General features: G+C 67.4%; 23 protein-coding genes. 15 read left to right on the top strand and 8 right to left on the bottom strand.

Annotated elements, in window-relative coordinates; genetic code table 11:
• Position 1 precedes the first annotated feature (1 nt).
• Positions 2-1,387 (bottom strand): trypsin-like peptidase domain-containing protein, encoded by a 1,386-nt coding sequence (locus H7J89_RS07380; protein WP_264039415.1) that lies wholly within the window; start codon positions 1,385-1,387, stop codon positions 2-4.
• A 402-nt stretch (positions 1,388-1,789) separates the two neighbouring features.
• Between H7J89_RS07380 and H7J89_RS07375 the strand changes: the two genes are divergently transcribed.
• The 6 genes from H7J89_RS07375 (at position 1,790) to H7J89_RS07350 (ending at position 7,051) form a co-directional block, all read left to right on the top strand.
• Positions 1,790-2,275, top strand: coding sequence for a flavodoxin family protein (locus H7J89_RS07375; protein WP_264039405.1), 486 nt, complete (start codon positions 1,790-1,792; stop codon positions 2,273-2,275).
• Positions 2,276-2,303: 28 nt separating this feature from the next.
• A complete protein-coding gene (locus tag H7J89_RS07370; protein ID WP_264039396.1) occupies positions 2,304-3,131 on the top strand; it encodes a slipin family protein in 828 nt (275 codons plus the stop codon).
• Between the two features lie 59 nt (positions 3,132-3,190).
• Complete coding sequence (locus H7J89_RS07365) at positions 3,191-3,994, top strand: sigma 54 modulation/S30EA ribosomal C-terminal domain-containing protein (RefSeq protein WP_264039387.1); 804 nt, start codon at positions 3,191-3,193, stop codon at positions 3,992-3,994.
• An 89-nt stretch (positions 3,995-4,083) separates the two neighbouring features.
• On the top strand, positions 4,084-4,737 hold the full coding sequence (locus tag H7J89_RS07360; RefSeq protein ID WP_264039379.1) for an SRPBCC family protein: 654 nt from the start codon (positions 4,084-4,086) through the stop codon (positions 4,735-4,737).
• Positions 4,738-4,845: 108 nt separating this feature from the next.
• Positions 4,846-5,637 carry a universal stress protein gene (locus H7J89_RS07355; RefSeq protein ID WP_264039370.1) on the top strand — a complete coding sequence of 264 codons (792 nt, stop codon included), beginning with the start codon at positions 4,846-4,848 and terminating at the stop codon, positions 5,635-5,637.
• Between the two features lie 7 nt (positions 5,638-5,644).
• The gene (locus H7J89_RS07350) at positions 5,645-7,051 is read left to right on the top strand and encodes a bifunctional lysylphosphatidylglycerol flippase/synthetase MprF (RefSeq protein WP_372513731.1); all 1,407 of its coding nucleotides are present in this window, start codon (positions 5,645-5,647) and stop codon (positions 7,049-7,051) included.
• Between the two features lie 10 nt (positions 7,052-7,061).
• Here the strand turns inward: H7J89_RS07350 and H7J89_RS07345 are convergent, their stop codons facing one another.
• The 7 genes from H7J89_RS07345 to acsA all read right to left on the bottom strand — a co-directional run bounded on the left by H7J89_RS07345 (position 7,062) and on the right by acsA (position 13,856).
• The gene (locus H7J89_RS07345) at positions 7,062-7,478 is read right to left on the bottom strand and encodes a pyridoxamine 5'-phosphate oxidase family protein (RefSeq protein WP_264039362.1); all 417 of its coding nucleotides are present in this window, start codon (positions 7,476-7,478) and stop codon (positions 7,062-7,064) included.
• 135 nt (positions 7,479-7,613) lie between these two features.
• Positions 7,614-8,594, bottom strand: coding sequence for an Acg family FMN-binding oxidoreductase (locus tag H7J89_RS07340; protein WP_264039355.1), 981 nt, complete (start codon positions 8,592-8,594; stop codon positions 7,614-7,616).
• Between the two features lie 42 nt (positions 8,595-8,636).
• The gene (locus H7J89_RS07335) at positions 8,637-8,888 is read right to left on the bottom strand and encodes an acyl carrier protein (protein WP_264039347.1); all 252 of its coding nucleotides are present in this window, start codon (positions 8,886-8,888) and stop codon (positions 8,637-8,639) included.
• A 6-nt stretch (positions 8,889-8,894) separates the two neighbouring features.
• Positions 8,895-10,118, bottom strand: coding sequence for a dihydrolipoamide acetyltransferase family protein (locus H7J89_RS07330; protein WP_264039338.1), 1,224 nt, complete (start codon positions 10,116-10,118; stop codon positions 8,895-8,897).
• Positions 10,115-11,092 (bottom strand): alpha-ketoacid dehydrogenase subunit beta, encoded by a 978-nt coding sequence (locus H7J89_RS07325; protein ID WP_264039330.1) that lies wholly within the window; start codon positions 11,090-11,092, stop codon positions 10,115-10,117. The genes H7J89_RS07330 and H7J89_RS07325 overlap by 4 nt, the downstream gene beginning before the upstream one ends.
• A complete protein-coding gene (pdhA, locus tag H7J89_RS07320) occupies positions 11,089-12,060 on the bottom strand; it encodes a pyruvate dehydrogenase (acetyl-transferring) E1 component subunit alpha (RefSeq protein ID WP_264039321.1) in 972 nt (323 codons plus the stop codon). Before pdhA ends, H7J89_RS07325 begins: the two co-directional genes overlap by 4 nt.
• Complete coding sequence (gene acsA / locus H7J89_RS07315) at positions 12,057-13,856, bottom strand: acetate--CoA ligase (RefSeq protein WP_264039311.1); 1,800 nt, start codon at positions 13,854-13,856, stop codon at positions 12,057-12,059. The genes pdhA and acsA overlap by 4 nt, the downstream gene beginning before the upstream one ends.
• A 177-nt stretch (positions 13,857-14,033) precedes the next feature.
• Between acsA and H7J89_RS07310 the strand changes: the two genes are divergently transcribed.
• From H7J89_RS07310 to H7J89_RS07270, 9 genes are all read left to right on the top strand, one after another.
• The gene (locus tag H7J89_RS07310; protein ID WP_264039303.1) at positions 14,034-15,017 is read left to right on the top strand and encodes an Acg family FMN-binding oxidoreductase; all 984 of its coding nucleotides are present in this window, start codon (positions 14,034-14,036) and stop codon (positions 15,015-15,017) included.
• 46 nt (positions 15,018-15,063) lie between these two features.
• Positions 15,064-15,333: a DUF1918 domain-containing protein gene (locus H7J89_RS07305; RefSeq protein ID WP_264039293.1), complete on the top strand. Its 270-nt coding sequence runs from the start codon at positions 15,064-15,066 to the stop codon at positions 15,331-15,333.
• Between the two features lie 8 nt (positions 15,334-15,341).
• On the top strand, positions 15,342-15,581 hold the full coding sequence (locus tag H7J89_RS07300) for a hypothetical protein (RefSeq protein ID WP_264039286.1): 240 nt from the start codon (positions 15,342-15,344) through the stop codon (positions 15,579-15,581).
• Positions 15,582-15,703: 122 nt separating this feature from the next.
• Positions 15,704-17,743: an erythromycin esterase family protein gene (locus H7J89_RS07295; RefSeq protein WP_264039276.1), complete on the top strand. Its 2,040-nt coding sequence runs from the start codon at positions 15,704-15,706 to the stop codon at positions 17,741-17,743.
• Between the two features lie 20 nt (positions 17,744-17,763).
• Positions 17,764-18,756, top strand: coding sequence for a 1-phosphofructokinase family hexose kinase (locus tag H7J89_RS07290; protein ID WP_264039268.1), 993 nt, complete (start codon positions 17,764-17,766; stop codon positions 18,754-18,756).
• Between the two features lie 69 nt (positions 18,757-18,825).
• Positions 18,826-19,593, top strand: a complete 768-nt coding sequence (locus H7J89_RS07285) for a universal stress protein (protein ID WP_264039259.1) — start codon at positions 18,826-18,828, stop codon at positions 19,591-19,593.
• Between the two features lie 6 nt (positions 19,594-19,599).
• Entirely contained in the window at positions 19,600-20,412 is an 813-nt protein-coding gene (locus tag H7J89_RS07280) for a universal stress protein (protein WP_264039249.1), read from the top strand.
• Positions 20,413-20,471: 59 nt separating this feature from the next.
• A complete protein-coding gene (gene dosR, locus H7J89_RS07275) occupies positions 20,472-21,143 on the top strand; it encodes a hypoxia response regulator transcription factor DosR/DevR (RefSeq protein WP_264039241.1) in 672 nt (223 codons plus the stop codon).
• Positions 21,144-21,327: 184 nt separating this feature from the next.
• On the top strand, positions 21,328-22,974 hold the full coding sequence (locus H7J89_RS07270) for a sensor histidine kinase (RefSeq protein ID WP_264040286.1): 1,647 nt from the start codon (positions 21,328-21,330) through the stop codon (positions 22,972-22,974).
• The last annotated feature ends 32 nt before the right edge of the window (positions 22,975-23,006 follow it).

The raw sequence follows: 23,006 nt of genomic DNA, 5'->3' as shown, positions 1-23,006 counted from the left end.
GTCAGGAAATCAATCCGGTTCCCCGTAGCGCCGCTGGAAGGTCTATGTGCTTACCGCAGTTCGGGCAGAACTGTTCGCTCGGGTGGTGCTCGGCCCCGCAATGTGCGCAGAAATGCGGTTCACCGGCAGCCAACTCATGCTTGGGCATCAGACGAAGCGGTTGTACGTCGGGCGCCGTGGGGACGCGACGATGGAGCCTGAGGCCCAGGTAGGTCAGGCCGGCACCGAGACCGAGCACCGAAACGACACTGATGATGATGTACCACAACAGATTTCGTCCGCTCAGTGGGGAGGAATCCCCGTACTGCTGGCGCAGATTGACTGCGGTCGTCTTGAGATCGTCCAGACCGGGGTAGCCGGGCGACATCGCCAGGGTCTGGTCGAACTCGTCGATCGCGTCGGTGTAGCGACCCGCATAGAAGTCGGTCAGCCCGTTGCGGTAGAACCGGTCCGCGGGTCCAAGCGCCGGCTTGACACCCTTGCCGGCCAATATCGCGGCGATGCCGTCCACCGGCGTGATGAAGTTGAACGGCTGTGTTTCGTTGATCGGGGCGAAGCTGTTGACGCCGAGCACCTTTCCGTTCAGTCCGACCGTCGGGCCACCGCTCATGCCGTCGGTCATCGCGGCGTCGATCTCGTACTCGGGATTGGATCCCGCGAGGGACCTCTTGCTGACCTTGCCGCTCTTGTAGGTGGGGTCGAGCGAAGGACCGGTGATGTTCTGGGTGCTCTCGGGGAAGCCCACCGCGAGAACGGGCGTCCCGATGGTGACGTCGGCATCGGTGGCCAGTTCCGACGACGGCAGGTTGCGCTTGGGGATCTTGAGGAGGGCGGCGTCGCCCTTCCCCATGGGCCGGAAATCGGCGACGTTGGCGGTCAACTTGTCCGTGAGTTTCGTTCCCGTGCCCGACATCAGCGTGATGCCCACGTGGGGGCCTTGGCCGGGTGTGTCGCCTTCCACCCTCGCGTTCTTCTGCAGCCAGTCCAATGTGACCGCCGGATCGCTCGACTCTGGCGCATCCGGATACTCGTTCTGGTATTCGAGGGCGGCCCGTTTGAGTATCAGGAGTGTGGCGCTCGCCGGGTCGACGCAGTGGCCCGCCGTCGCCACCCAACCGTCGGGGTTGACGACGAAGGCCGTGCAGTGCCAGGTGGCCAGGAACGGCATGCTCGAGCCCCGCCCGAATTGCGACAGGACCTCACCACTGGGCAGCCGGACCAGCCCGTAACCTTCACCGGCGAGGTACATGATGGACGGCCGGATGAGAGCCGCGGCCCGCTCCTCGGGCTTGGCTTGCGGACGCCCGTTGTCGGCAGCCGCCATGCCCGACGGTCCCGCCAACAGCATGAGCGCGGCGGCCGGCAACGCCAGCGCCCTCGCCGCCATCCGAGTCACGGCCGGGGCCGCCGGAGCTGGGTTTGGGGCCGATCGGAGGGCCGGGCCGTCCATGACGGATGACGGCGCATCGCCTCGACGCGCTCGGCGGCCCGTCGTTGCGCCGAAATCCAGGCCGGATGCGACTCGAGGACGATTATCTTCGCACCGGCATCCGTTGCGGGAAGTGTGACAGTCACAATCCCTATTCGACCGGTTCGCCGGGCGCGTGGATAGGGACCGAAGTCCCGACCGCGAAGGACCTCCGGTTGTCAGTCGATTTCGGCTGTCACCAGGGACGATTCACACAAGTGACCAAGGCCCTCACGGCGCTGTGCCTTTGCGCCCTTACCGGGGCCGCCAATCCCGGCGGAGCATGGAGCCGTCTGAGCCACATTCGCAAAGGAGTTGGCCATGAGGACGCTTATCGTGTGCGCTTCGAGGTCACATGGCAATACCCGGCTGGTAGCCGATCGGATGGCCGAGGTGCTGGGTGCCGAGGTCGTCACACCCGAGTCGGTCGACCCGGGCATCGTTCACGACTACGACCTCGTCGGGTTCGGTTCCGGCATCTACTACATGATGGTGGACGCCAGGCTGCGCAAACTGATCCGTCAGCTTCCGGCCGCCGACCACCCCACCGCGGCCTTCACGTTCTTCACCAGCGGCGCACGCGAGGTTCCACTGTTGGGTTATCACAAACCCATTCGGGAGAAGCTCGAGCAGAAGGGGTTCGACGTCATCGGATCGTTCTCGTGCCGGGGGTTCGACACGGTGGGGCCATTCGGATTCATCGGCGGAATAAACCGGGGGCGGCCGAACGGGCATGACCTCGGCCGCGCGGCGGCGTTCGCCGCCCGGATTCACAAGCGGGCCGCCGGCTCTCCGGCGGCTTCGTGACGGTGCGAAGCGGATCGAGGAGATGGTGATGAGCCAGATTGCCGCAATACTGGTGGCCTTGGGGATTGTCGTCGCGGTGTTGCTGGCGGCGTCGATCAGGGTGGTGCAGCAGTATCAACGGGGTGTGCATTTCCGCCTCGGCCGCGTGATCGGCGTTCGCGAACCCGGGTTGCGGATCATCATTCCGATCATCGACCGCCTGTGGCGGATTTCGATGCGGATCGTGACCATGCCCATCCAGTCGCAGGGCATCATCACCCGTGACAACGTGAGCGTCGACATCGCCGCGGTTGCCTACTTCCGGATCGTCGATGCCCGCAAGGCCGTCGTGGTGATCGAAAACGTCCACGCCGCCATCGACCAGATCGCGCAGACCACCCTTCGCAATGTCGTGGGCCAACATTCCCTGGACGAAGTGCTTGCCCAAACCGAGAAGATCAACGGCAGCATTCGCCAGATCCTCGACGCCACCACGGTGGACTGGGGTGTGGAGGTCACCTTGGTAGAGCTCAAGGACATTCAGCTCCCCGACAGCATGAAACGCGCCATGGCGCGCGAGGCCGAGGCGGAGCGGGAGAAGCGGGCCAAAATCATTGCGGCCGAGGGGGAAGCGCGCGCCGCCGCTGCCCTCGGCGACGCCTCGGACACCATGATGCGGCACCCGCTGGCCCTGCAGCTGCGCAACCTGCAGACCCTGCTCGAACTGGGGGTGGAGAAGAACACCACCATCGTGTTCCCGGCCCCGCTGATGACCGCGATCGGGGAACTCACCGCCTTCTTGGCGCGTGAGACCGACGCGTCCAAGAACCCCGGCCAGCCCGAGGACAAGCTGGTGCGGGCGGCGGCACTGCAATGAATACTCCGGTGACCTTTGGCCCTGTCCCGCAGCCGGTTTCGTGACGTAGCACTTTGACCATGCGCCACAGGCCAGAACCGCCACAGGACATCGACGTGCAGGTCACCATCCGGGACGAGCTTCCGGCTGCGGCTGAGTACGCCCGCACCAAGGTCGGTGAGCTGACGCGGTACGCAAGCCGGCCGGTGCGGCACGCCCGCGTGAGACTGACCAGACATCGCGACCCGGCGGTGCAGCGGCCCGTCGTCGCGCAAGCCAATCTCGACGTCGATGGCCGACCGGTCCGCGCCCAGGTCCAGGCCGACACGGCGCGGGAATCGGTCGATCTTCTCGTGGCGCGATTGCGCCGCCGCCTGGAACGCGCCGCCGAGCACCGGGACGCGCGCCGCGGCGAGCTGCCGCCGGCGGGTCCCCACGAATGGCGGCATGAGTCCGAGCCGGCGCACCGGCCGAACTATTTCCCTCGTCCGGCCGATCAGCGCCGCGTCATCCGGCGCAAGTCGTTCACGATGGCGCCCTGCACCGTCGACGATGCCGCCCGCGAAATGGACCTGCTCGACTACGACTTTCATCTGTTCACGGAGCAGGGCACCGGCACCGCAAGTGTGCTGTATCACGCCGGGCCGACGGGCTACCGGCTCGCGCTGGCAGCGCCGGCCCTGGCCGACCGGGTGAGCCAGCACGCGTTACCGGTGACCATCAGCCAACAACCGCTGCCGTGCCTCACCGAAGAGGGGGCCGCCGAGCGGCTGGCCATGCTAGGCCTGCCGTTCCTGTTCTTCATTCACGCCGCCTACGGCTGCGCCGGCGTGCTTTACCACCGCTACGACGGGCATTACGGCCTGATCACCCCGGCCGGCTAGGGCCTTCAGCGGTGCGCAGGGCATATCGGCGCACCACCAAGGACCAAGGACCCTCGCAGGCATCGGGACGCGCCGCGCAGACTGGCGCCATGTCCAAGATGTCAAGGCGGATTGCCCAGACCACCGTGTTGCTCACCGTGCTCTACTGCGCGCGCAGGTATTACCGCAACTGGGGTGCAACGAAGGCGGAATCGCAGATGCGCGTTCCGGGTGACGCCCTGGTCAGCGATCCGGCGGTGCAGACGACCGAGGCGGTTGACATCGACGCGACCGCGTCCGTGGTCTGGTCCCGGCTCCTGCAGATCGGCCTGGACAGGAGAGAAGGCTACGGCTTCCAGGGGCCGGAAAGCTCGGAAAGCGTTGTGGGGCAGGAAAATAGCAAGGGGCTGCGGGTCGGGGATTCGGTGCGTCTGGCTCCCGAGGGCTGGATGGGGTTACCCGGCGGGTTGACGTTACGCATCGCGGAGATCGTGCCCGAAAAATACCTGGTCCTCAATGCGATGCGATCCGAGCCGCGGTGGAACGTGGTCTTGTCCCTTCATCTCCAGCCGCACTGGGAAGACCGCGTCCGGCTGCTGGCCCGCGCTCGAATTGCCCTGCGCTACCCGGGCGAAGTGTTCGTGATGGAACTGGCCAGGCCGTTGATAGCACTGGGGACCCGTGGGCTGATGCTCGCGATCAAGCGGCGGGCGGAGCGGCCCGCCGAGCCGGTGCCGATCCGTTCGTCAGTCGAAACAATCTGAGCGCTCCCGCCTTTGCCCGCGTTGCCCATTGGTCCGCGGCGGGAAGGCCGAACGACCCTAGTGCCGACCGTGCGGAGTGGCTACCTTCGACAGCAGAAAGGTCGGATCATGAAACCAATCCTGGTAGGAATCGACGGTTCGGCGGCGGCGATCACGGCCGCGCTATGGGGTGTCGACGAGGCGATCACCCGCGGCGCCCCATTGCGTCTCGTCTCCGTTATCAAGCCGACGCACGATTCCGCGGAAGACTACGAGCGCGACTTCGCGCATGCCGAGAAGTCGCTCCATGCAGCACGGTTGGCCGTGGAGGCCACCGGTAAGGCGGTCGCGATCGAGACCGACGTGCCGCGGGGCCCGGCCGGCTCGGCGCTGTTGGAGGCATGCTGGGATGCGGCGATGATCTGCGTGGGTTGCGTCGGCATCGGACGCTACGCGCGCTCCATCGTGGGTTCGACGGCGACGGAGCTCGCCGAGAAGGCCCGTTGCCCGGTCGCGGTCCTACGGACCGAATCCGACCGGCCGGCGCCCGACATCAACTGGATCGTGGTCCGGATGACGGACGCACCCGGCAACGACGCCGTCGTGAATTTCGCTGCGGCGGAGGCGAAGTTGCGCAGGGCTCCGATGCTGGTGCTCGGCGGCCGGCCCGAGGAACTCACCGAGCACGCCGACGGCGCATTCGAACGCCGGGTCGCGGAATGGCGGCAGCACTATCCCGAGGTGCGGGTCTACCCGATCACTACGAAGCACGCCATCGCCAGTTACCTGAGCGCCAACGACGAGAGGGTTCAGCTCGCCGTGATCGGCGCCGACGAGGCCGGCCAGCTCGCCCAATTGGTCGGGCCCCAAGGGCATCCCCTCTTCCGCCACCCCGAATGCTCCGTGCTCGTCGTGCGCTAGTGGCCCCGTGAAGATCACCCCCAGGAGCCGCGGAACCAACGTCGCGCGCGGCGGGGAACGGGTCTTGGTCGGCGCCGACGTCCCGGCGGCGCGACGCATCAGCGTGCTGATGCTGCTGTGCGTCCTGGTTTGGCTGGTGGTCCTGGCCGCACGAGCGTACCTCGGCTACGAGCGAGTTGCCCCGGGTCGGTTCGGCTGGTCGGTGGCGCTACTGGGCGCGGCCGCTTTGATCGCTCGCGGTATCTTTCTCGGCCGTCCGGTGACCTCCGCACACGCGATCTACGCGGCCGCCGCGGTTGGCGCCGGGCTGGGCGCGCATTTCCTGTCCTGGGCCGTGCTGGGCAACGTTTTGATCGCCGGCAGTGGGCTCGCGCTGATGTCACCCGGCACGGCCCGACCGCAGCCGGAGCTGCTGGGCCAGGTGTGGTCGCTGGTCAACGCCACGCGGGGGGATCCGCTGGCGCCGTTCGCCATGCACTCCGGCAAGAGCTATCACTTCAACCCCGATGGCACCGCGGCGATCGCCTACCGCTCGCGGCTGGGGTTCGCCGTGGTCAGCGGCGACCCGATTGGCGATGCGACGCAATTCGACGCTCTGGTGGCCGATTTCGTCCGCATGTGCCGCGGCCGGGGATGGCAGATCATCGTCTTGGCCGCCGGCGAACGCCACCTTCGGTTGTGGCGCAGGGACACCGTGGGGCAGCCGATGGTATCGGTGCCGATCGGGCGTGACGTCGTCGTCGACGTCCGTCACTTCAGCCTTCGGGGCCGCCGCTTTCGCAATCTGCGCCAAGCGGTGCAGCGCACGCACAACTGCGGTGTCACCACCGAGATCGTCGACGAACAAAAGCTCAGCGGCGCAACGCTGGCCGAGCTGACCGAGGTGTTGTACGCCGCTCACCGCGCCGCACGCACCGATCGCGGCTTCTGCATGAACCTCGACGGCGCGTTGCAAGGCCGTTTCCCCGGTGTCCGGTTGGCCATCGCGCGGGACCAGCGCGGGCGAGCCGTCGCGTTTCATAGATACCTGACCGCCGGCGGGGGATCGGAAGTCAGCCTCGACGTGCCGTTCCGCCGTCCGGGCGCCCCCAACGGCGTCGACGAGCGGCTCAGCGTCGACATGATCGCCCACGTGGGCGCCACTGGCGGACAGCGCCTTTCGCTGGCGTTCGCCGCGTTCCCGGAAATCTTCGAGGCCGCTCAACCGGGGCCCCTGCAGCGGATCGCGCTGTGGCTGATCCACTTGCTGGACCCGCTGATCCGGCTCGAATCCCTGTACCGCTACCTCCGCAAATTCCACGCGCTGTCCGATCGGCGCTACGTGGTGTTGTGCGCCCACCATATTCCGGCTGCGCTGCTGGTCTTGCTGTCGCTGGAATTCGTCCCGCGCCCGCGCCGGATCAGGCCGGGCTAGCCGCCGGGGGTCACTCCACCGGCACACCGAAACGGAACCGGCGGCCCGTGACCACCTCGGGAATGATCCGCACGAAGTGCGACTTCTCCGTGGCCGTCCAGGGCAGCACCTGCGCGCGCTCGGCTTCCTCGATTTCCTCGTTGCTGCGACAGGAACGCGCGGTGCCCTTGATGATCACGCTCCAGCCCTCGGCCACGTTGTGGTCGTCGACCTCGAACAGCACCCGGTTGTTGATCGCCGTGCTGACCAACTTGGTGCCCTCCGCGGTACGAAACAGCACCGTATTGCGCTGCACGACGTAATTGACCGGGAAGATCTCGGGCTGGTTACCAACGCTGGTGACCAGGCGCCCCAGCGTCACACCGGCCAGCAGCTCCCAGCATTCGTTCACCGGCAGGATCGAAACCCCATTATCGATCAGCGACATCAGTTGTCCTCTTCGTCGACGGCACTACACGCTCGATGGTATTGCCGAGACCGGCCCGCAGCGCCGGCCGAAAGTCCCGCAGGTCCGGGACCAAAGTTCTTTACCCACTTGCCCATACCGTCACCCACGCAACCGCTAGCGGACCTGAAGGACATCGCTCAGCGGCCGTCGTGGTGTCGCCGCCGGCAGGTGCTCCAGCGGCGGCGCGATCCCCACGCGAATCAACACCTGCGGCTCGCCGCGCATGCCGATGAGTTCACGCACGATGTCGCGGCTCTCGTCGAGTTCGATCAGATGGGTGAGCGGGCAGGTCGCCATTCCGGCGACCGTGCACTCGAGCAACACCGTCGACAGCACCTCGCCGCACCGCAGCACATCCGACCTGGTGTCCTGCGGGGTCGACAGCACAAGGATCTTGGCCCAATCGACTTTCACCTCGCCACGCCGGTCCGCATGGCTCCTGATCGGAAAGCTGCGGGCCACGTCGACCCGCCAGCTCTCCTTGTCGGAGGCCAGCGCGGTTGGGGGCATCCCCTCGGCCAATGCGAACGAGGAAGTCCACCAGTCGAGTTCGGCGTGATAGTAAGAGTCGTCGAGGCGAAGCTCCTCGGTGAGTTGCGAGGCCTCCACCAGGAGCGGTCGCACATCGTCGGGCAGAACGTCGACGGCGACCTCGGTGTCGTCGAACGTATCACGCAGTGCGGGTTCGAACATGTCCCAATACGTGGGTCGCCCCAACGGAAGCCGGTCGGTGCGGCGCTGCAGGATCGCTTCGGCGCGGCGGTGCTCGGCTTCGGTGACGTGCTCTAGCGGGCTGAAGGTGACCGAAGCCAGCTGGTCGGGGTCATCCGGGTCGGGAAACCGATCGACTTTCGGTTCCCAGCCCGCGGCGGTCATGGCGACGCAGAGGTGGTTCAGGACGGCACCACAGGACAGGATCACTTCGCGGCCGGAATGGTCGGTGGCCGCCATCGCCCGGTGCCGGTCGACGAAGAGGCGCAGGGTGCCGTCGTCGGCCACCCAGCGCCAGGGCTGACTGTTGTGCACGGAGGGGGCGCGGCAGGCTAGCAGCACCGCCCGTTCGAGCACGCCGATGTCCGGCCTCGTAGCCTCCATGCCAACCCCCTGTCGAGTGCGCTCCGAAAAGCGCTGTGCGGCTCAGACTTTGGACGCGTTGGTTTCCACGTAGCCGACGACGTCGGCCAGTGTCCGCAGCGACGCGTAGTCCGACTCCGGGATGTCGACGTGGAATCGCTTGTGGATCCCACGCAGAAAGCTCAGCCAGTCCATGGAATCCAGGTCGACCTGATCGCGCAGCAGGGCCTCGTCGCGAATGTCTTCGGGGTCGACTTCGGGGGCGATGGTGGTCAGCACCGAAAGCACGCCGGTGCGGATGTCTTCATTGCTCATTGCGCATCACTTTTCTAGTAGGTCGGGCTGCTGGAGCAGCTCGTTGATCGCGGCCAGGAATAGCGCGCCCCGGTGTCCGTCGCTGGCGCGGTGGTCGGCGGCGAGCGTGGCCTGGACCGTTGTGACGACCCGGATCCCGCCGTCGATGACACAGACCCGCTCGGCCGGCTGACCGAAGCCCACGATCGCGACCTGGGGCGGGTAGATGACCCCGAAGACCGCATCGACACCCTGATCGCCGAGGTTGGTGAGCGTGATGGTCGGGTCCGACATCTCCGAACTCCGCAGCGAGAAGGAGCGCGCCCGCGCCACCAGATCGGTGAGGTCGTCCATCAATTCGTCGAGCTTCTTCTCCGGAACGTCGTGGATGGCCGGCGCGACGAGGCCGCCGCCGCGCAGCGATATCCCGACACCGACGTGAACCCCGGCCGCGGGCTCGAACCCGTCTTCCCGCCAGAATCCGTTGAACTCCGCGAACCGCTGTGCGGCGACTCCGACGGCCTTCAAGAGCAAGACGGCCGGCAGCACCCGCTCGTCGATGGATCGCTGCGCATTCCTGGTCGTCAGCCAGGACAGCGCCTTTTCCAACATGATCTCTTCGGCGAGGTAGTAATGCGGAATCTCCCGCTTCGACCGGCTCATCGCCGCCGCGATCGACTTGCGCATCTGTGTCGCGCGGTCGGCCGCCGTCGCCTTGGCTGCCGGTTTCGCGACCGGCTTGACCTCGACCGGCCTGGCCGCCGCGGCATGCTCAACGTCGTTGATGGTGACGGCCCCCTGGGGCCCGGTGCCGCTCACCGCGTCGATATCGACGCCCAGCGACTGGGCCAACCGCCGCGCGGCCGGGGACACCCACCGCCGGTGTCCAGGGGCGGTCGGGGGAGCACTGGGGACGGGCGGCGGCGACGGTGCGGTCGACGGCGTGGCCGCCGGTTCGGGCGCCGCTGTGGTCACCGCCTCCGGCGACGGACGCGCCGGCTTCTCCGGCTGCTCGCCGGGTGCCGACAGGGTGGCCAATGTCGTTCCCACCTGGACGGTTTCACCGACGGGGACGACGAGCTCGCTGACGATGCCCTCCTGCCAGCATTCGACTTCGACGGCGGCCTTGGTGGTCTCGACGATCGCCACGACCTGGCCGCGGGTCACCTTGTCCCCGGGCTTGACCAGCCACTCGTTCAGGGTGCCTTCATCCATGTCGGAGCCGAGCGAGGGCATCTTGAACTCGATCACGACGGGTCCCCGAACAGGCCCTGCACGGCGGCGACGATCTTGGCGGTCTGGGGGAGGGCGGCCTCCTCCATGTGCTTGGCGTAGGGCATGGGAACTTCGGCGCTGCACACCCGGCCCACCGGCGCATCGAGGTCGTAGAAGGCGCCCTCCATCACGCGCGCGCTCACTTCCCCGGCCAGGCTGCCGGTGCGCCACGCCTCGTCGATGACCACCGCCCGATGCGTCTTGCGGACGGACTCGAGGATGGTGTCGTCGTCGAGTGGGCGCAGGACGCGCAGATCGATTACTTCGCAGTCGATTCCGGCTAGCGAAAGCTCATTGGCGGCGTCGAGCGTCTTCGGCAGGCTGCCGCCGTAGGTGATCAGGGTGACGTCGTTGCCGCTGCGGCGGACCGCCGCCCGCGAGATGTCCGTCGGAGTGAGAACGTCGACATCCGTTGAGGTGTTGTAGAGCTGAACGTGTTCGAAGATCACCACCGGGTCCGGGTCCGCCAGGGCGGGGCCGAGCATGCCGTACGCGTCCTCGACGGTGGCCGGAGCCACCACCTTGATGCCCGGGATGTGGGCGTACCACGGCTCCAGGCTGTGTGAATGCTGCGCCGCGAGCTGGCGCCCGGCACCCGTCGCCATCCGGACGACGAGCGGTACCGAGAATTGGCCGCCGGACATGTGGCGAAGGGCCGCAGCGGTATTGACGATCTGGTCGAGAGCCAGCAGGCTGAAGTTGACCGTCATGACCTCCACGATCGGGCGTAACCCACCCAGCGCCGCGCCGATTCCGATCCCGACGAAGCCCAGTTCCGACAGCGGCGTGTCCCGCACGCGGTCGGGGCCGAATTCGTCCAGCAGGCCCTTGGAGGCGGCGTACGTTCCCCCGTAACGCGCGACGTCCTCGCCCATCAGCAATACCCGCGCGTCATCGCGCAGGGCGTCGCGCAGGGCATCGTGCACGGCGGTTCGGTAGCTGGTCTTCATCGCGCCGCCTCCGGAGTCAGCACGTCGCGTTCGAGATCCGCCACGTCCTCCCAGGTTCCGGCCTCGGCGTACGCCACCGCGTCCGCGATCTCGGTGGCCGCCGCGTCTTCGAGCTCACGCACGTCCGCCTCGGACAATGTGCCGTCGCCCAAACACTTCTCGGTGAACGCCTGGATCGGGTCCCGCTCGCGCCACCGTTCGACCTCACCCTTGTCCCGGTACAGTTCGGGATCGAACATCGAATGCGCCCGGAACCGGTAGGTGCGGAATTCGATGAAGAACGGGCCGCCGGTGTCGCGGACGTGATCGACCCCCTCCTGCGCGGCCGTGTGGCACGCTTCGACGTCCATCCCGTCGACGGCCAGCGTCGGCACGCGGTAGGCGGCCGCCTTGGCGGCGAGATCGGTCTGCGACTGCGCCCGATCCAGCGCGGTGCCCATCGCGTAAAGGTTGTTCTCGCAACAGAACAGCACCGGAAGGTTCCACAGGGCCGCCATGTTCAACGACTCGTGGAAGGCGCCTTCGGCCACCGCTCCGTCGCCGAAATAGCAGGCGGTCACGCGCTTCTGCTGCAGCATGGCGTCGGCCATAGCGATGCCCACCGCCAGCGGCAGGCCACCGGCCACGATCGCGTTGCCTCCGTAGAACCGCTTGGACCCGTCGAACAAGTGCATCGAACCGCCGCGGCCACGCGAGCAGCCCTCCTGCTTGCCGAACATCTCGGCCATGATCGAGGTCATCGGGATGCCCCGCAACAAGGCGTGCGCGTGCTCACGGTAGGTCGCGACCACCGCGTCGTCGTCGGCCAGCGCCCGCAGCGATCCGGCGGCCACGGCTTCCTCACCGACGTAGAGGTGGAGGAAGCCGCGAATCTTGGCCGCGCTGTAGAGCTCGGCACATTTTTCCTCCATGCGCCGCACGCGGATCATGTCCGACAACAGCTCATGGGCCAGCTTCGTATCGGTCACGACGGTACTCCCTCGGATTGGTGGGCCGGGTGCTGCTCGATGGTGGAGGTGTCGCCCTCCGGCAGTCCCAGTTCGCGGGCCTTGAGCAGGCGCCGCATGATCTTGCCGCTGCTGGTGTGCGGCAGGGAGTCGACGAACTCGATCTCCTTGGGCGCCACCGTGGCTCCGAGCCGCTTGCGCGCGTGGCCCAGCAGTTCCAGCCGCAGGTCTTCGTCGGCGACGACACCGTCCTTCAGGGTGACGAAGGCTTTGACCATCTCACCGACCGTCGGATCGGGTATGCCGATGACGGCCGCCTCGGCCACCGCCGGGTGATCGGTCAGCGCGCTCTCCACTTCGAACGGCCCGATCAGATGCCCCGCGGACTTGATCACGTCGTCCTTGCGCCCGACGAACCAGAAGTAGCCGTCGGCGTCTTTCGTCGCGAGATCCCCGGTCAGGTATAGCCCGTCCGCGAAGCAGCTGCGATAGCGCTCCTCGGCGTTCAGGTATCCGCGGAACATCGACGGCCAGCCGGGTTTGAGCGCGAGCTCACCCTCGACGCCGGGTTCGTCGATCACCTCGACGGTGCCGTCGTCGTTGCTGCGGACGACGAAAGCGTCCACCCCGGGCAGCGGACGGCCCATCGAGCCGGGCTTGATGTCGAACGCGGGCGTGTTGGCGATCATGATGCCGCCCGTCTCGGTCTGCCACCAATTGTCGTGAATCGGCAAGCCCAGCACCCGTTTTCCCCACCAGACGGCTTCGGGGTTGAGCGGTTCGCCCACGCTGGCGATGAAACGCAGCCGCGGAAAGTGGTAGTGCGCGGGCAGTTCCGGTCCCGCCTTGATGAGCATCCGGATGGCGGTCGGCGCGGTGTACCACACCGACACGCCCTGGTCCTGCAGGATGCGGTACCACCGTTCGGCGTCGAACTCCGCTTCGTCGACGATGGACGTCACCCCGTGCAGCAGCGGGCTGATGATGCCGTAGGACGTCCCCGTCACCCAGCCGGGATCGGCCGTGCACCAATAGGTGTCGTCGGGGTGCAGATCGAGCGCGTACAGGCCGGTGACGTAGTGCATCGCAACGGCGCCGTGCACGTGGATGGCGCCCTTCGGCGTACCCGTGGTCCCGCTGGTGAAGTGCAGCAAGGCCGGGTCGTCGGCGGTGGTGGGCTCGACCGGCGGGTTATCGTCGGCCGCGTTCACCCACTGCCAGAAGTCGAGGGTCCCCTCCGGCGCACCGCCGCCCTGCCCGTCATCGACGACGAAGATGTGCCGCACCGACGGCAGCCGGTCACGAATCTTGGCGATCTTGCGCTGGTAGATCGCCCTCGTGGTGACCAGGACGTCGGCGCGCCCGAGGTTGACTCGGGTCGCGATCGGCTCCGGCCCGAAGGCCGAGAACAACGGCGAGACGATGCTGCCGTTGCGCAGCGCGCCGAGCATCGAGATATAGAGCTCGGGGCCACGGGCCATCACGATGAAAACCCGGTCGCCCCGGTTGACGCCCAACGAGCGCAACGCGCTGGAGAATTTCCTGGAGAGTCGGCCGAGCTCGGCGTAGCTGAGGTCGTGGGTGGTGATCACGCCGTCCGAGGGGCGATCGAGGACAAACCGCAACGCCGTTCGCGTCGCGGCCGGCCCGGCGGTGTGACGGTCAAGGGCGGCGTAGGCGATGTTGCACAGGCCGGGTCCCATGCCTTCGCACAGATCCGGTATGTCGGACCAGTGGAACTGGGCGCGCTCGTGCTCGTAGTCCGTCAGGTTGGGCCGAACACGATGGTCATGGGCTGTTTTGCGGATGACGTCCATCAGGGGTCCTCGGTCGGGGTGGGTCGTCTACATCGTTTGCCGCGCGGCGTCGCCGCAATAGAGACAAAGGTCATCAGTCGACCCCGGGTCCAATGACCTGACGCTGGGGACCAAGGACCCTGGCGCGCGATCCCCGCATGCCCGAGGGTCCAAGTAACACAGGAGAGGCGAAGAACAATGACCCAGACGATGGTCGACAGCAAAGTGCTGACCCGGGCGGTGGAGCTCGCCTGCCGCGCCCCCTCGCTGCACAACAGCCAGCCATGGCGATGGGTTGCCGGCGGCCCGACCGTCGACCTCTTCGCCGACCCGCACCGCATGGTGTCCTCGGCCGACAGCTCGGGACGCGAGTCGATCATCAGCTGCGGCGCGGTGCTCGATCATTTCCGGGTCGCGATGGCCGCCGAGGGCTGGGTCGCCGACGCCGACGAGTTTCCCAATCCCAACAACCCCGACCACCTGGCCTCCATCGACTTCGTTTCGGCCGACTACGTCGCCGTGGCGCGACGGGACCGCGCGGCGGCGATCCTGCGCCGCAGGACCGACCGGCGTCCGTTCGGGGCCCCGAAGGGGTGGGCGTCCTTCGAGCCGGTGCTGCGCAGCGCCTTCAATCCCGACCTGGCCACCCTCGACGTACTGGCCGACGACGCACTGCCGCGGCTGGTCGAGGCCGCGCACCTCAACGAGGCGCTGCGGCGCTACGACGACCTCTACCATCACGAATTGCGTTGGTGGACAGCGCCCGGCAGGCACGACGACGGCATACCTCAAGCCGCCCTGGTCAACGAGGCGCAGCCCCGTACCGACGGCGTGAACCGGCGATTCCCCGCCGACGGGCACGCCCGGGGGAGCTCGGCAAGCCTCCACGATCAAGCAAAGATCGTTGTCCTGTCCACGCCGGGGGACACCCGCGCGGACGCGTTCCGGTGCGGCCAGGCCCTTTCGGCGGTTCTGCTCGAGTGCACCATGGCCGGACTGGCGACTTGCACCGTGACACACGTGACGGAGCTGCAGGCCAGTCGCGACATGATCGGGGAGCTCATACCCGAGACCGAAGCGGTACCCCAGGTTCTGATCCGGGTGGGCACCGCATTTTCGGGCAAGGGCGCTCCCGAACCGACGCCGCGCCGGCCGGTACGCGAGGTCTTGGAGATGCGTTGATAACGCGAGTCGGTTTGCGTTGCAATATTTTCGAAGGGAGCTGATAGTGATTGCCGATGCGGGTGACTGGCTCGTCATCAAGAGCGGCACGATCGGGCGACCGGATCTGCGCGGGTTGATCACCTCGGTGCGTTCACCGAATGGGGAACCGCCGTACCGGGTCCGGTGGCTGGCCACCGGGGAGGAGGCGACCGTGTTCCCCGGTCCGGACGCGATAGTCGTGACGGCCGCCGAACAGCAGGCCGCCGACGAACGGGCACGCTCACGCTTTGCCGCGGTGCAGGCCGCCATCAGGGATCACGCTCGGAGCGGGTAGGAAGCCAAATGACCCCTACCACAGAGGGATCCCCGTCGATGACCGATGCCGATGTCGATGAGATCGCGTTCGAGTTCCTGCGCTCGCCCTATGCCGGCGACAGCTATCTCGACTGGAGCCTGGACCAGCGCCTGGACGGCTATCTCCGCCACTGCGGATTGCCCCGGCTGGTGGACGACGGCGACGCCTACGGCCTCATCCTCAACCGGGTGATGGCCTATATCGGCGAGCTGCGCCGCAGGAGCTGAGCCGACGAACGACCCGCAAGCCTGGGACTTCATGCCCTACCGCCGATTACGGCGGGCTGGTCGGATTGATTCGTCGATGGTCAAGATCGAGGAGACTGCCATGACTACAGGCGCGGTGTGTGATGACCAGAGCAGCTGACGCCACCCGACGCTCGCCGCGGCGGGTGTTCCGTGACCGCGCCGAGGCCGGCCGCGTGCTGGCGAACCTCCTCGTTGCCTACCGCGATCGGCACGATGTGATCGTGCTGGGCCTGGCGCGCGGCGGCATACCCGTCGCCTGGGAGGTGGCGGCGGCGCTGCATGCCCCGCTGGATGCCTTCATCGTGCGCAAGCTCGGTGCCCCCGGCCACGAGGAGTTCGCCGTGGGGGCGCTCGCGAGCGGGGGCCGCGTCGTGGTCAACGACGACGTCGTGCGCGGCCTGCGTATCACCCCGCAGGAATTGCGTGCCGTCGCCGAGCGGGAAGGCCGGGAACTGATCCGGCGCGAGGCCGCCTATCGCGACGGGCGTCCGCCCGTGGACGTGGCAGGCAAGACGGTGATCCTGGTCGACGACGGATTGGCCACCGGTGCAAGCATGTTCGCGGCCGTCCAGGCGCTCCGCGAGGCCGAGCCCGCACACATCGTCATCGCCGTACCGGCGGCCCCGGAGTCCACGTGCCGCGAATTCGCCGGTCAGGTCGACGACGTCGTATGCGCGAGCATGCCCACTCCGTTTCTCGCGGTCGGGGAGTCGTTCTGGGATTTCCGGCAAGTGACCGACGAAGAGGTCCGCCGGTTCCTCGCGACGCCGACGACCGGCACCCCGGCGAGGGCCGCGGCGCGGACCCCGGCCGAGGTGATCGCCCGGGTGGCCATCGATGCGCCGGCGGGCGTCCCGCCGCGTGACGCGCTGGAGGAGTTGATCGGCGATGCGCGCATCGTGTTGATCGGCGAAAGTTCGCATGGCACACACGAGTTCTACGAGGCCCGCGCGGAAATCACGAAGTGGTTGATCGAGGAGAAGGGTTTCTGTGCCGTCGCGGCGGAGGCGGACTGGCCCGACGCCTACCGGGTGAATCGCTACGTCCGCGGCATCGGTGACGACACCAGTGCCGACGAGGCGTTGAGCGGATTCGAGCGATTTCCCGCGTGGATGTGGCGCAACACCGTCGTGCGTGACTTCGTCGAGTGGCTGCGCACCCGAAACCGGCTGCACGAGAACAACGGGCAGCGGCAGGCCGGCTTCTACGGGCTGGATCTCTACAGCCTGCACCGGTCGATGCAGGAAGTGATCGGCTACCTCGACAAGGTCGACCCCAAGGCGGCGGCGCGGGCGCGCGAGCGTTATGCCTGCTTCGACCACGCCTCGGCGGACGACGGCCAGGCGTACGGCTTCTCGGCCGCCTTCGGCGCCGGCCCATCGTGTGAACAGGAAGCCATCGATCAACTGGTCGACATGCAGCGCAACGAACTGGCCTACGCGCGCAGAGATGGTCTGCTCGCCGAGGACGAATTGTTCTACGCCCACCAGAACGCCCAGACGGTGCACAACGCGGAGGTGTACTACCGGGCGATGTTCAGCGGGCGAGTCACCTCGTGGAACCTGCGCGACAAACACATGGCGCAGACGCTCGAGGCGCTGCTGAAGCATCTGGACCGCCACCAAGACATCCCGTCGGCACGAATCGTCGTGTGGGCGCACAACTCTCACGTCGGGGACGCCCGCGCCACCGAAGTCTGGGCCGATGGACAACTCACGCTGGGCCAACTGGTCCGGCAGCGGCACGGCGACGAGGCACGTCTGATCGGCTTCAGCACCTACACGGGCACGGTGACCGCCGCCAGCGACTGGGGTGGCATCGCCGAACGTAAGGTCGTGCGCCCCGCGCTCAATGGAAGCATCGAAGAACTCCTGCACGAGACACGCAGGAGCGAATTCCTGGTGTCGGCGCACATCAGCCCGGGGGCCGGGGAACCGCTGAGCGCGGTCCGGTTGGGGCGCGCCATCGGCGTGATCTACCGCCCCGAGACCGAACGGCAGAGCCATTACTTCCACGTCCGCCCCGCCGACCAGTTCGACGCGATGATCCACATCGATCGGACCCGGGCGCTGGAACCCCTTGAGGTCACCAGCCTCTGGATCGCCGGCGAAACGCCGGAAACGTATCCGAGCGGCCTCTAAGACCCGCGGAGCCAACCAAGATGGAGATGCCTTCCGACCCGGTCCGCCGACCTCGAATCGTGACGTTGACCATGAATCCCGCGCTCGACATCACGACGAGTGTCGGCGTCGTACGGCCGACCGATAAGTTGCGCTGCTCTGCGACGCGTTACGACCCGGGCGGAGGCGGCATCAACGTCGCCCGGATCGCAAAGGTCCTTGGTAGCTCGGTACTGGCGGTGTTTCCCGCGGGCGGCTCGCACGGGGGTCTCGTCATGAGCCTGCTCAGCGAGGCCGATGTCCGGTTCCGGCACGTTCCGGTCGCTGCCCAAACGCGCGAGAGTTTCACCGTCAACGAGACCAGCACCGGCCAGCAATACCGGTTCGTCCTGCCCGGGCCGGAGCTCACCGCCCTCGAGCAGGAGCAATGCCTCGACCAATTGCGGGTGGCAGCCCAATCGGCCGAAGTCGTTGTGGCAAGCGGAAGTCTGCCACCGGGTGTACCTGCCGACTACTACCAGCGGGTTGCCGACCTCTGCCGGCAGTTGGGCGTCAAGCTCATCCTGGACACCTCCGGCGGCGGCTTGCAGCACATCTCCTCAGGGGTGTTCCTGCTCAAGGCGAGCGTGCGAGAACTAAGGGAATGCGTCGGTCGCCGACTCGCCACCGAGTCCGAGCAGTTAGAGGCCGCCCACCAACTCATCGACAGTGGCCGCGCACAAGTCGTCGTGGTTTCCCTGGGTTCCTATGGCGCGCTGCTCGCGACACGCCATGCCAGCCAGCGGTTTCCGGCGGTCCCGATGCCAGGCGGGAGCGGTGTCGGGGCGGGCGATGCGATGGTTGCCGCGATCACGGTGGGCCTCACCCACGGGTGGCCTCTCGCCAAGTCCGTTCGTTACGGGATCGCGGCGGGAGCGGCGATGCTGATGACACCCGGTACGGCGGTCTTCGAACGTGCCGACATAGAGCGATTGTTCGAGCTGGTCGCCGAGCCGGCAGAGGTGGGGACGAACGACTTCGCGGCTGAGGCCTAACGGCCCCTGCCGAGCGGGCGCCGCCGCAATAGCCTGAAACCTGAGCCATCGGAACAATCAGGAGCCGATATGAGCCAGCTGGACGCCAAGGCTGTGGTCGTGGGCGTCAACGGCTCCCAGGCCGCGGTCAACGCCGCGAAGTGGGCAATCGACGAGGCGATCGGCCGGCAGCTGCCACTTCGCCTGGTGTATGTCATGCCGCGCGGGCCGCGGCGCATCGGATCGGGGCCTCGTTCGGAATGGGAGGTCGAACGCGGCGAAATAGCGTTGGCCGAAGCGGAGTGCGCCATACAGAGCGAGCGCAAGCCGGTCGAGATCGAGACGGCCATCGTTTCCGGGAATCCCGCCGAGGCGTTGATCAACGAATCACAGGACGCGGCCCTGGTGTGTGTAGGCACCGCCAGGCGCGGATGGGCGTCCGACGGGTTGTTGGGCCCGACGGCCACGGGCCTGGTGGCGCGCGCGCACTGCCCGGTGGCGATCATTCGCACTTCCGACGGATCGCCGAGGGAGCTAGGTGTGATCGCCGTCGTGCTCAACGACGAGCCCGACAACGACGAGGTGGTGCACCAAGCGATGGAGGAAGGGCGACGCCGCCACGCCATCGTGCGTCAAATCGACCGGCGACTGAACAGCTGGGTTCGCCGTTATCCGGACGTCCACGTCCAGACGGTGGCTGCGGGATCCGGCGCGAAATACGGCGGAAAGCCCGGTAGCGCAATCGAACTGGCGGTGGTAGGCCGTGCCGATGCCGAGGAGATGGCCGCGCTGGCCACCCCGAACTGCCATCCGATCGTCGGCTACCCCGACTGTTCGGTGCTTGTGGTCCGCCACTGAGGCCCCATGACCCAGTCAGCCAGAACCAAGTCGATCGTCGCCGGTATCGACGGTTCCAAAGCGGCGATACGCGCGGCGCTGTGGGCGGTCGACGAGGCGGCGAGCCGCGACGTTCCGCTACGCCTGCTCTACGCGACCTACGACGGCGAACAAACCGCGCAGCTGGCGGTCCGCCAGGCGGTGATGGCTATTCGAGCCGCGGGCAAGCCCGTGCGGGTCGAGACGGAGATCGTCCACGGGCCCGCGGTGGGATCGCTGATTCGCTCGTCGGCGTCGGCCGCCATGGTCTGCGTGGGCGCCGTCGGACTGCGCCACTTTCAACCGGGCCGGGTCGGCTCCACCGCGGCGGCATTGGCCGTATCGGCGCGCTGCCCGGTGGCGATCGTCCGGGGCCGCGACGGTCATCGCGGGCAGGCCGCAGAAAGTGCGGTCGTCGAGATAGCCGGGTCCCCGGACTCGGTTCTGCTCGGCGCCGCCATCGAAGAGGCGGTGCTGCGCGGTGCCGCGCTCGAGGCGGTTGTCTCGCGGCGAACGGGGCGGGCCGAACACGGTGATACCGAGGCCGATCGCCGGGCACTCGCCGACCTGGATCGCCGCCTGTCCGGGTGGAAGCGACGCCATCCGCAACTTCGGGTCGAATCGATGGCGATACACGTCGGCCTGCTGGACTACCTGGCAGGACACCGTGGGCCGGTCGGCTTGGTGATCGTCGGCGCCGACAATCGTCAGCACGTTGCCGAGCTTGTCGGACCCGTCGGCAGTTCGGTGATGGCGGACGCGGACTGTTCGCTGTTGATCGTCAATCGGCAACATTTGTGAAATTTGTACGATAGTTAATGTGTGATAGGGAGGTCCCACGACCGGCGGAAGGGTTCGTAATGGTCAAGGTTTTCCTGGTCGACGACCATGAAGTCGTCCGGCGCGGCCTCGCCGATCTCCTGGCGGCGGACCCCGAGCTCGAGATCGTCGGCGAGGCCGGCTCAGTCTCCGAGGCGAAGGCGCGGATACCGGCGCTGCAACCCGACGTCGCCGTGCTTGACGTGCGGCTTCCCGACGGCAACGGCATCGAACTGTGCCGCGACCTGGTGTCCGATCATCCCGACCTGCGCTGCCTGATGCTGACGTCGTTCACCTCGGACGAGGCGATGCTGGAGGCGATCCTGGCCGGTGCCAGCGGTTACGTGGTCAAGGACATCAAGGGCATGGAGCTCGCCCACGCCATCAAGGAGGTGGGCGCCGGCAAATCGCTGCTGGATAACCGGGCGGCGGCCGCCCTGATGGCCAAGCTGCGCGGCGCGGCGGAGCGCGAAGACCCGCTGTCCGGGCTCACCGAACAGGAGCGAACGCTGCTTGGCCTGCTCAGCGAGGGCCTGACCAACCGGCAGATCGCCGCGCGGATGTTCCTCGCCGAGAAGACGGTGAAGAATTACGTGTCCCGGTTGCTGGCCAAACTCGGCATGGAGCGCCGGACCCAGGCGGCGGTGTTCGCGTCTAAGCTGGACCAGCGGCCCGGCCATCCGTCCGTGCCGGCGGATGCGCCGACCGACTAGCGACAAGCAAACCTGTCACACCTTCGACGACAACCATTCGCTTGGGAGCTTGACAATTTGCGATTAGGCTGGTTTCGCCATTAGGCATTGTCGCAATTGAAGTGTCCTGGAGGTTTTCCGTTTGACGAGCGACGACACCGGCTCGGCATTCGCCGGACTCGGCCGGCGGGGGCTGGTGAGCCGCATGCACGAGCAACTCGACGAGTTGCTGGCGGCCCGCGACCAGATGGAGCAGCTGCTGCGGGTCATCGTCGAGATCGGCGCGGGCCTCGACCTCGACGCCACGCTGCACCGGATCATCGGCGCGGCCAGGAGGTTGACCTCCGCCCCCTATGGCGCGCTGGCCATCCGCGATCCCGAGGGCAACCTGCTCTCGTTCGTCCACGAGGGGATGGATGCCGACACGGTGGCCCGGATCGGGCACCTGCCGGTGGGCAAGGGCCTGCTGAGCCTGTCGCTGCTGGACACGCCGGCGTTGCGGATGGACGACCTGACCGCCCATCCGGCCGCCGTCGGGTTTCCCGAGCACCACCCCCCGATGCGCGGCTTCCTCGGGGTGCCGATCACCATTCGAGGCACCGTGTTCGGCAACCTCTACCTCACCCACGTCGAACCGCAGCGAACATTCTCCGAGTCCGACGAGGTGGCCGCGCGCGCCCTGGCGTTCGCCGCCGCGATCGCCATCGACAACGCGCAGGTGTTCGAACGCGAGCGGACGGCCGCGAAGTGGATGGAGGCCAGCCGCGAGATCACCACCGCGCTGCTGTCCAGCGCCGAGCCGCACCGGCGCCCGCTGCAGCTGATCGCCGAACGTGCGCGGGCCCTGACCGATGCCGAGCAGGCGATCGTCCTGGTGCCGGCCGACCCCGACCTGCCCGACGACGAGGTCGACACGCTGGTGGTCTCGGCCGCGGTGGGCGTGCACGCCGCCGAGGTGGTCGGCCAACGCGTCCCGGTGGACGGTTCCACCAGCGGGGCCGTTTTCCGGTCCGGCGAACCGCTGATCACCGAGACGTTGCGGTACCCGATCCAGGCATTCACCGATGTCGGGCAGCGGCCGGCCATCCTGATGCCGCTACGCGCCCACGACGAGGTCGTCGGCGTGATCGCCATCGCCCGCGGCAGCCACGAGCCGCCCTTCGACGAGAGCTACCTCGATCTGGTCAGCGATTTTGCCACGCACGCCGCGATAGCGCTCGTGCTCGCGTCGGCCCGTGACGACGCCCGCCAGCTGACCATCCTGGCCGAGCGGGAACGCATCGCCCACGACCTGCACGACCACGTCATCCAACGGCTGTTCGCCGCCGGCATGGACCTGCAGGGAACGCTTGCCCGGGCGCGCTCCCCGGAGGTGGCCGACCGGCTGAACCGCACGCTCGACGATCTGCAAACCATCATCGAGGAGATCCGCACGACGATCTTCCAGCTGAAATCCCCGCCGGGTAAGAACGACTTCCGGCATCGCATCCAACAGGTGGTCGCCGACCTGACCGAGAACCGTGACATCGTCACCACGCTGCGCATGCACGGTCCGATGACCGCCGTCGGCGGTGAGCTTGCCGACCATGCCGAAGCGGTGAGCACGGAGGCCGTCAGCAACGTCCTGCGTCATTCGGGGGCATCGCGGCTGACCGTCGAGATCAGCGTCGCCGACATGTTCGTCCTCGACATCGTCGACAACGGCTCCGGCATACCCGACGGCAACACGCGGCGCAGCGGCCTGGCCAACATGAAGCGGCGCGCCGAACGACTGGGCGGGGCCTGCGAGATCACCGGCCCCCCGGAGGGTGGTACCCGGGTGCACTGGGTGGCCCCGCTGATCGACCAATAGCGGTCGCCCCGAACGGGACCAAAGGGAGGGGC

The sequence above is a fragment of the Mycobacterium paraffinicum genome, assembly GCF_025822865.1.
Taxonomy (GTDB): Bacteria; Actinomycetota; Actinomycetes; order Mycobacteriales; family Mycobacteriaceae; genus Mycobacterium; species Mycobacterium paraffinicum.
The sequence above is the reverse complement of the archived record's forward strand: the minus strand, read 5'-3'. Positions and strand labels throughout refer to the sequence as shown.

Coding starts and splice junctions, on each gene's coding strand:
- H7J89_RS07370 (WP_264039396.1), top strand. CDS start 2,304: ATGAGCCAGATTGCCGCAATACTGGTGGCCTTGGGGATTGTCGTCGCG.
- H7J89_RS07380 (WP_264039415.1), bottom strand. CDS start 1,387: ATGGCGGCGAGGGCGCTGGCGTTGCCGGCCGCCGCGCTCATGCTGTTG.
- H7J89_RS07290 (WP_264039268.1), top strand. CDS start 17,764: ATGGAGATGCCTTCCGACCCGGTCCGCCGACCTCGAATCGTGACGTTG.
- H7J89_RS07325 (WP_264039330.1), bottom strand. CDS start 11,092: ATGAAGACCAGCTACCGAACCGCCGTGCACGATGCCCTGCGCGACGCC.
- H7J89_RS07300 (WP_264039286.1), top strand. CDS start 15,342: ATGACCCCTACCACAGAGGGATCCCCGTCGATGACCGATGCCGATGTC.
- acsA (WP_264039311.1), bottom strand. CDS start 13,856: ATGGACGTCATCCGCAAAACAGCCCATGACCATCGTGTTCGGCCCAAC.
- H7J89_RS07375 (WP_264039405.1), top strand. CDS start 1,790: ATGAGGACGCTTATCGTGTGCGCTTCGAGGTCACATGGCAATACCCGG.
- H7J89_RS07340 (WP_264039355.1), bottom strand. CDS start 8,594: ATGGAGGCTACGAGGCCGGACATCGGCGTGCTCGAACGGGCGGTGCTG.
- H7J89_RS07345 (WP_264039362.1), bottom strand. CDS start 7,478: ATGTCGCTGATCGATAATGGGGTTTCGATCCTGCCGGTGAACGAATGC.
- H7J89_RS07270 (WP_264040286.1), top strand. CDS start 21,328: ATGCACGAGCAACTCGACGAGTTGCTGGCGGCCCGCGACCAGATGGAG.
- H7J89_RS07280 (WP_264039249.1), top strand. CDS start 19,600: ATGACCCAGTCAGCCAGAACCAAGTCGATCGTCGCCGGTATCGACGGT.
- H7J89_RS07355 (WP_264039370.1), top strand. CDS start 4,846: ATGAAACCAATCCTGGTAGGAATCGACGGTTCGGCGGCGGCGATCACG.
- H7J89_RS07360 (WP_264039379.1), top strand. CDS start 4,084: ATGTCCAAGATGTCAAGGCGGATTGCCCAGACCACCGTGTTGCTCACC.
- H7J89_RS07335 (WP_264039347.1), bottom strand. CDS start 8,888: ATGAGCAATGAAGACATCCGCACCGGCGTGCTTTCGGTGCTGACCACC.
- H7J89_RS07295 (WP_264039276.1), top strand. CDS start 15,704: ATGACCAGAGCAGCTGACGCCACCCGACGCTCGCCGCGGCGGGTGTTC.
- H7J89_RS07285 (WP_264039259.1), top strand. CDS start 18,826: ATGAGCCAGCTGGACGCCAAGGCTGTGGTCGTGGGCGTCAACGGCTCC.
- H7J89_RS07310 (WP_264039303.1), top strand. CDS start 14,034: ATGACCCAGACGATGGTCGACAGCAAAGTGCTGACCCGGGCGGTGGAG.
- dosR (WP_264039241.1), top strand. CDS start 20,472: ATGGTCAAGGTTTTCCTGGTCGACGACCATGAAGTCGTCCGGCGCGGC.
- H7J89_RS07365 (WP_264039387.1), top strand. CDS start 3,191: ATGCGCCACAGGCCAGAACCGCCACAGGACATCGACGTGCAGGTCACC.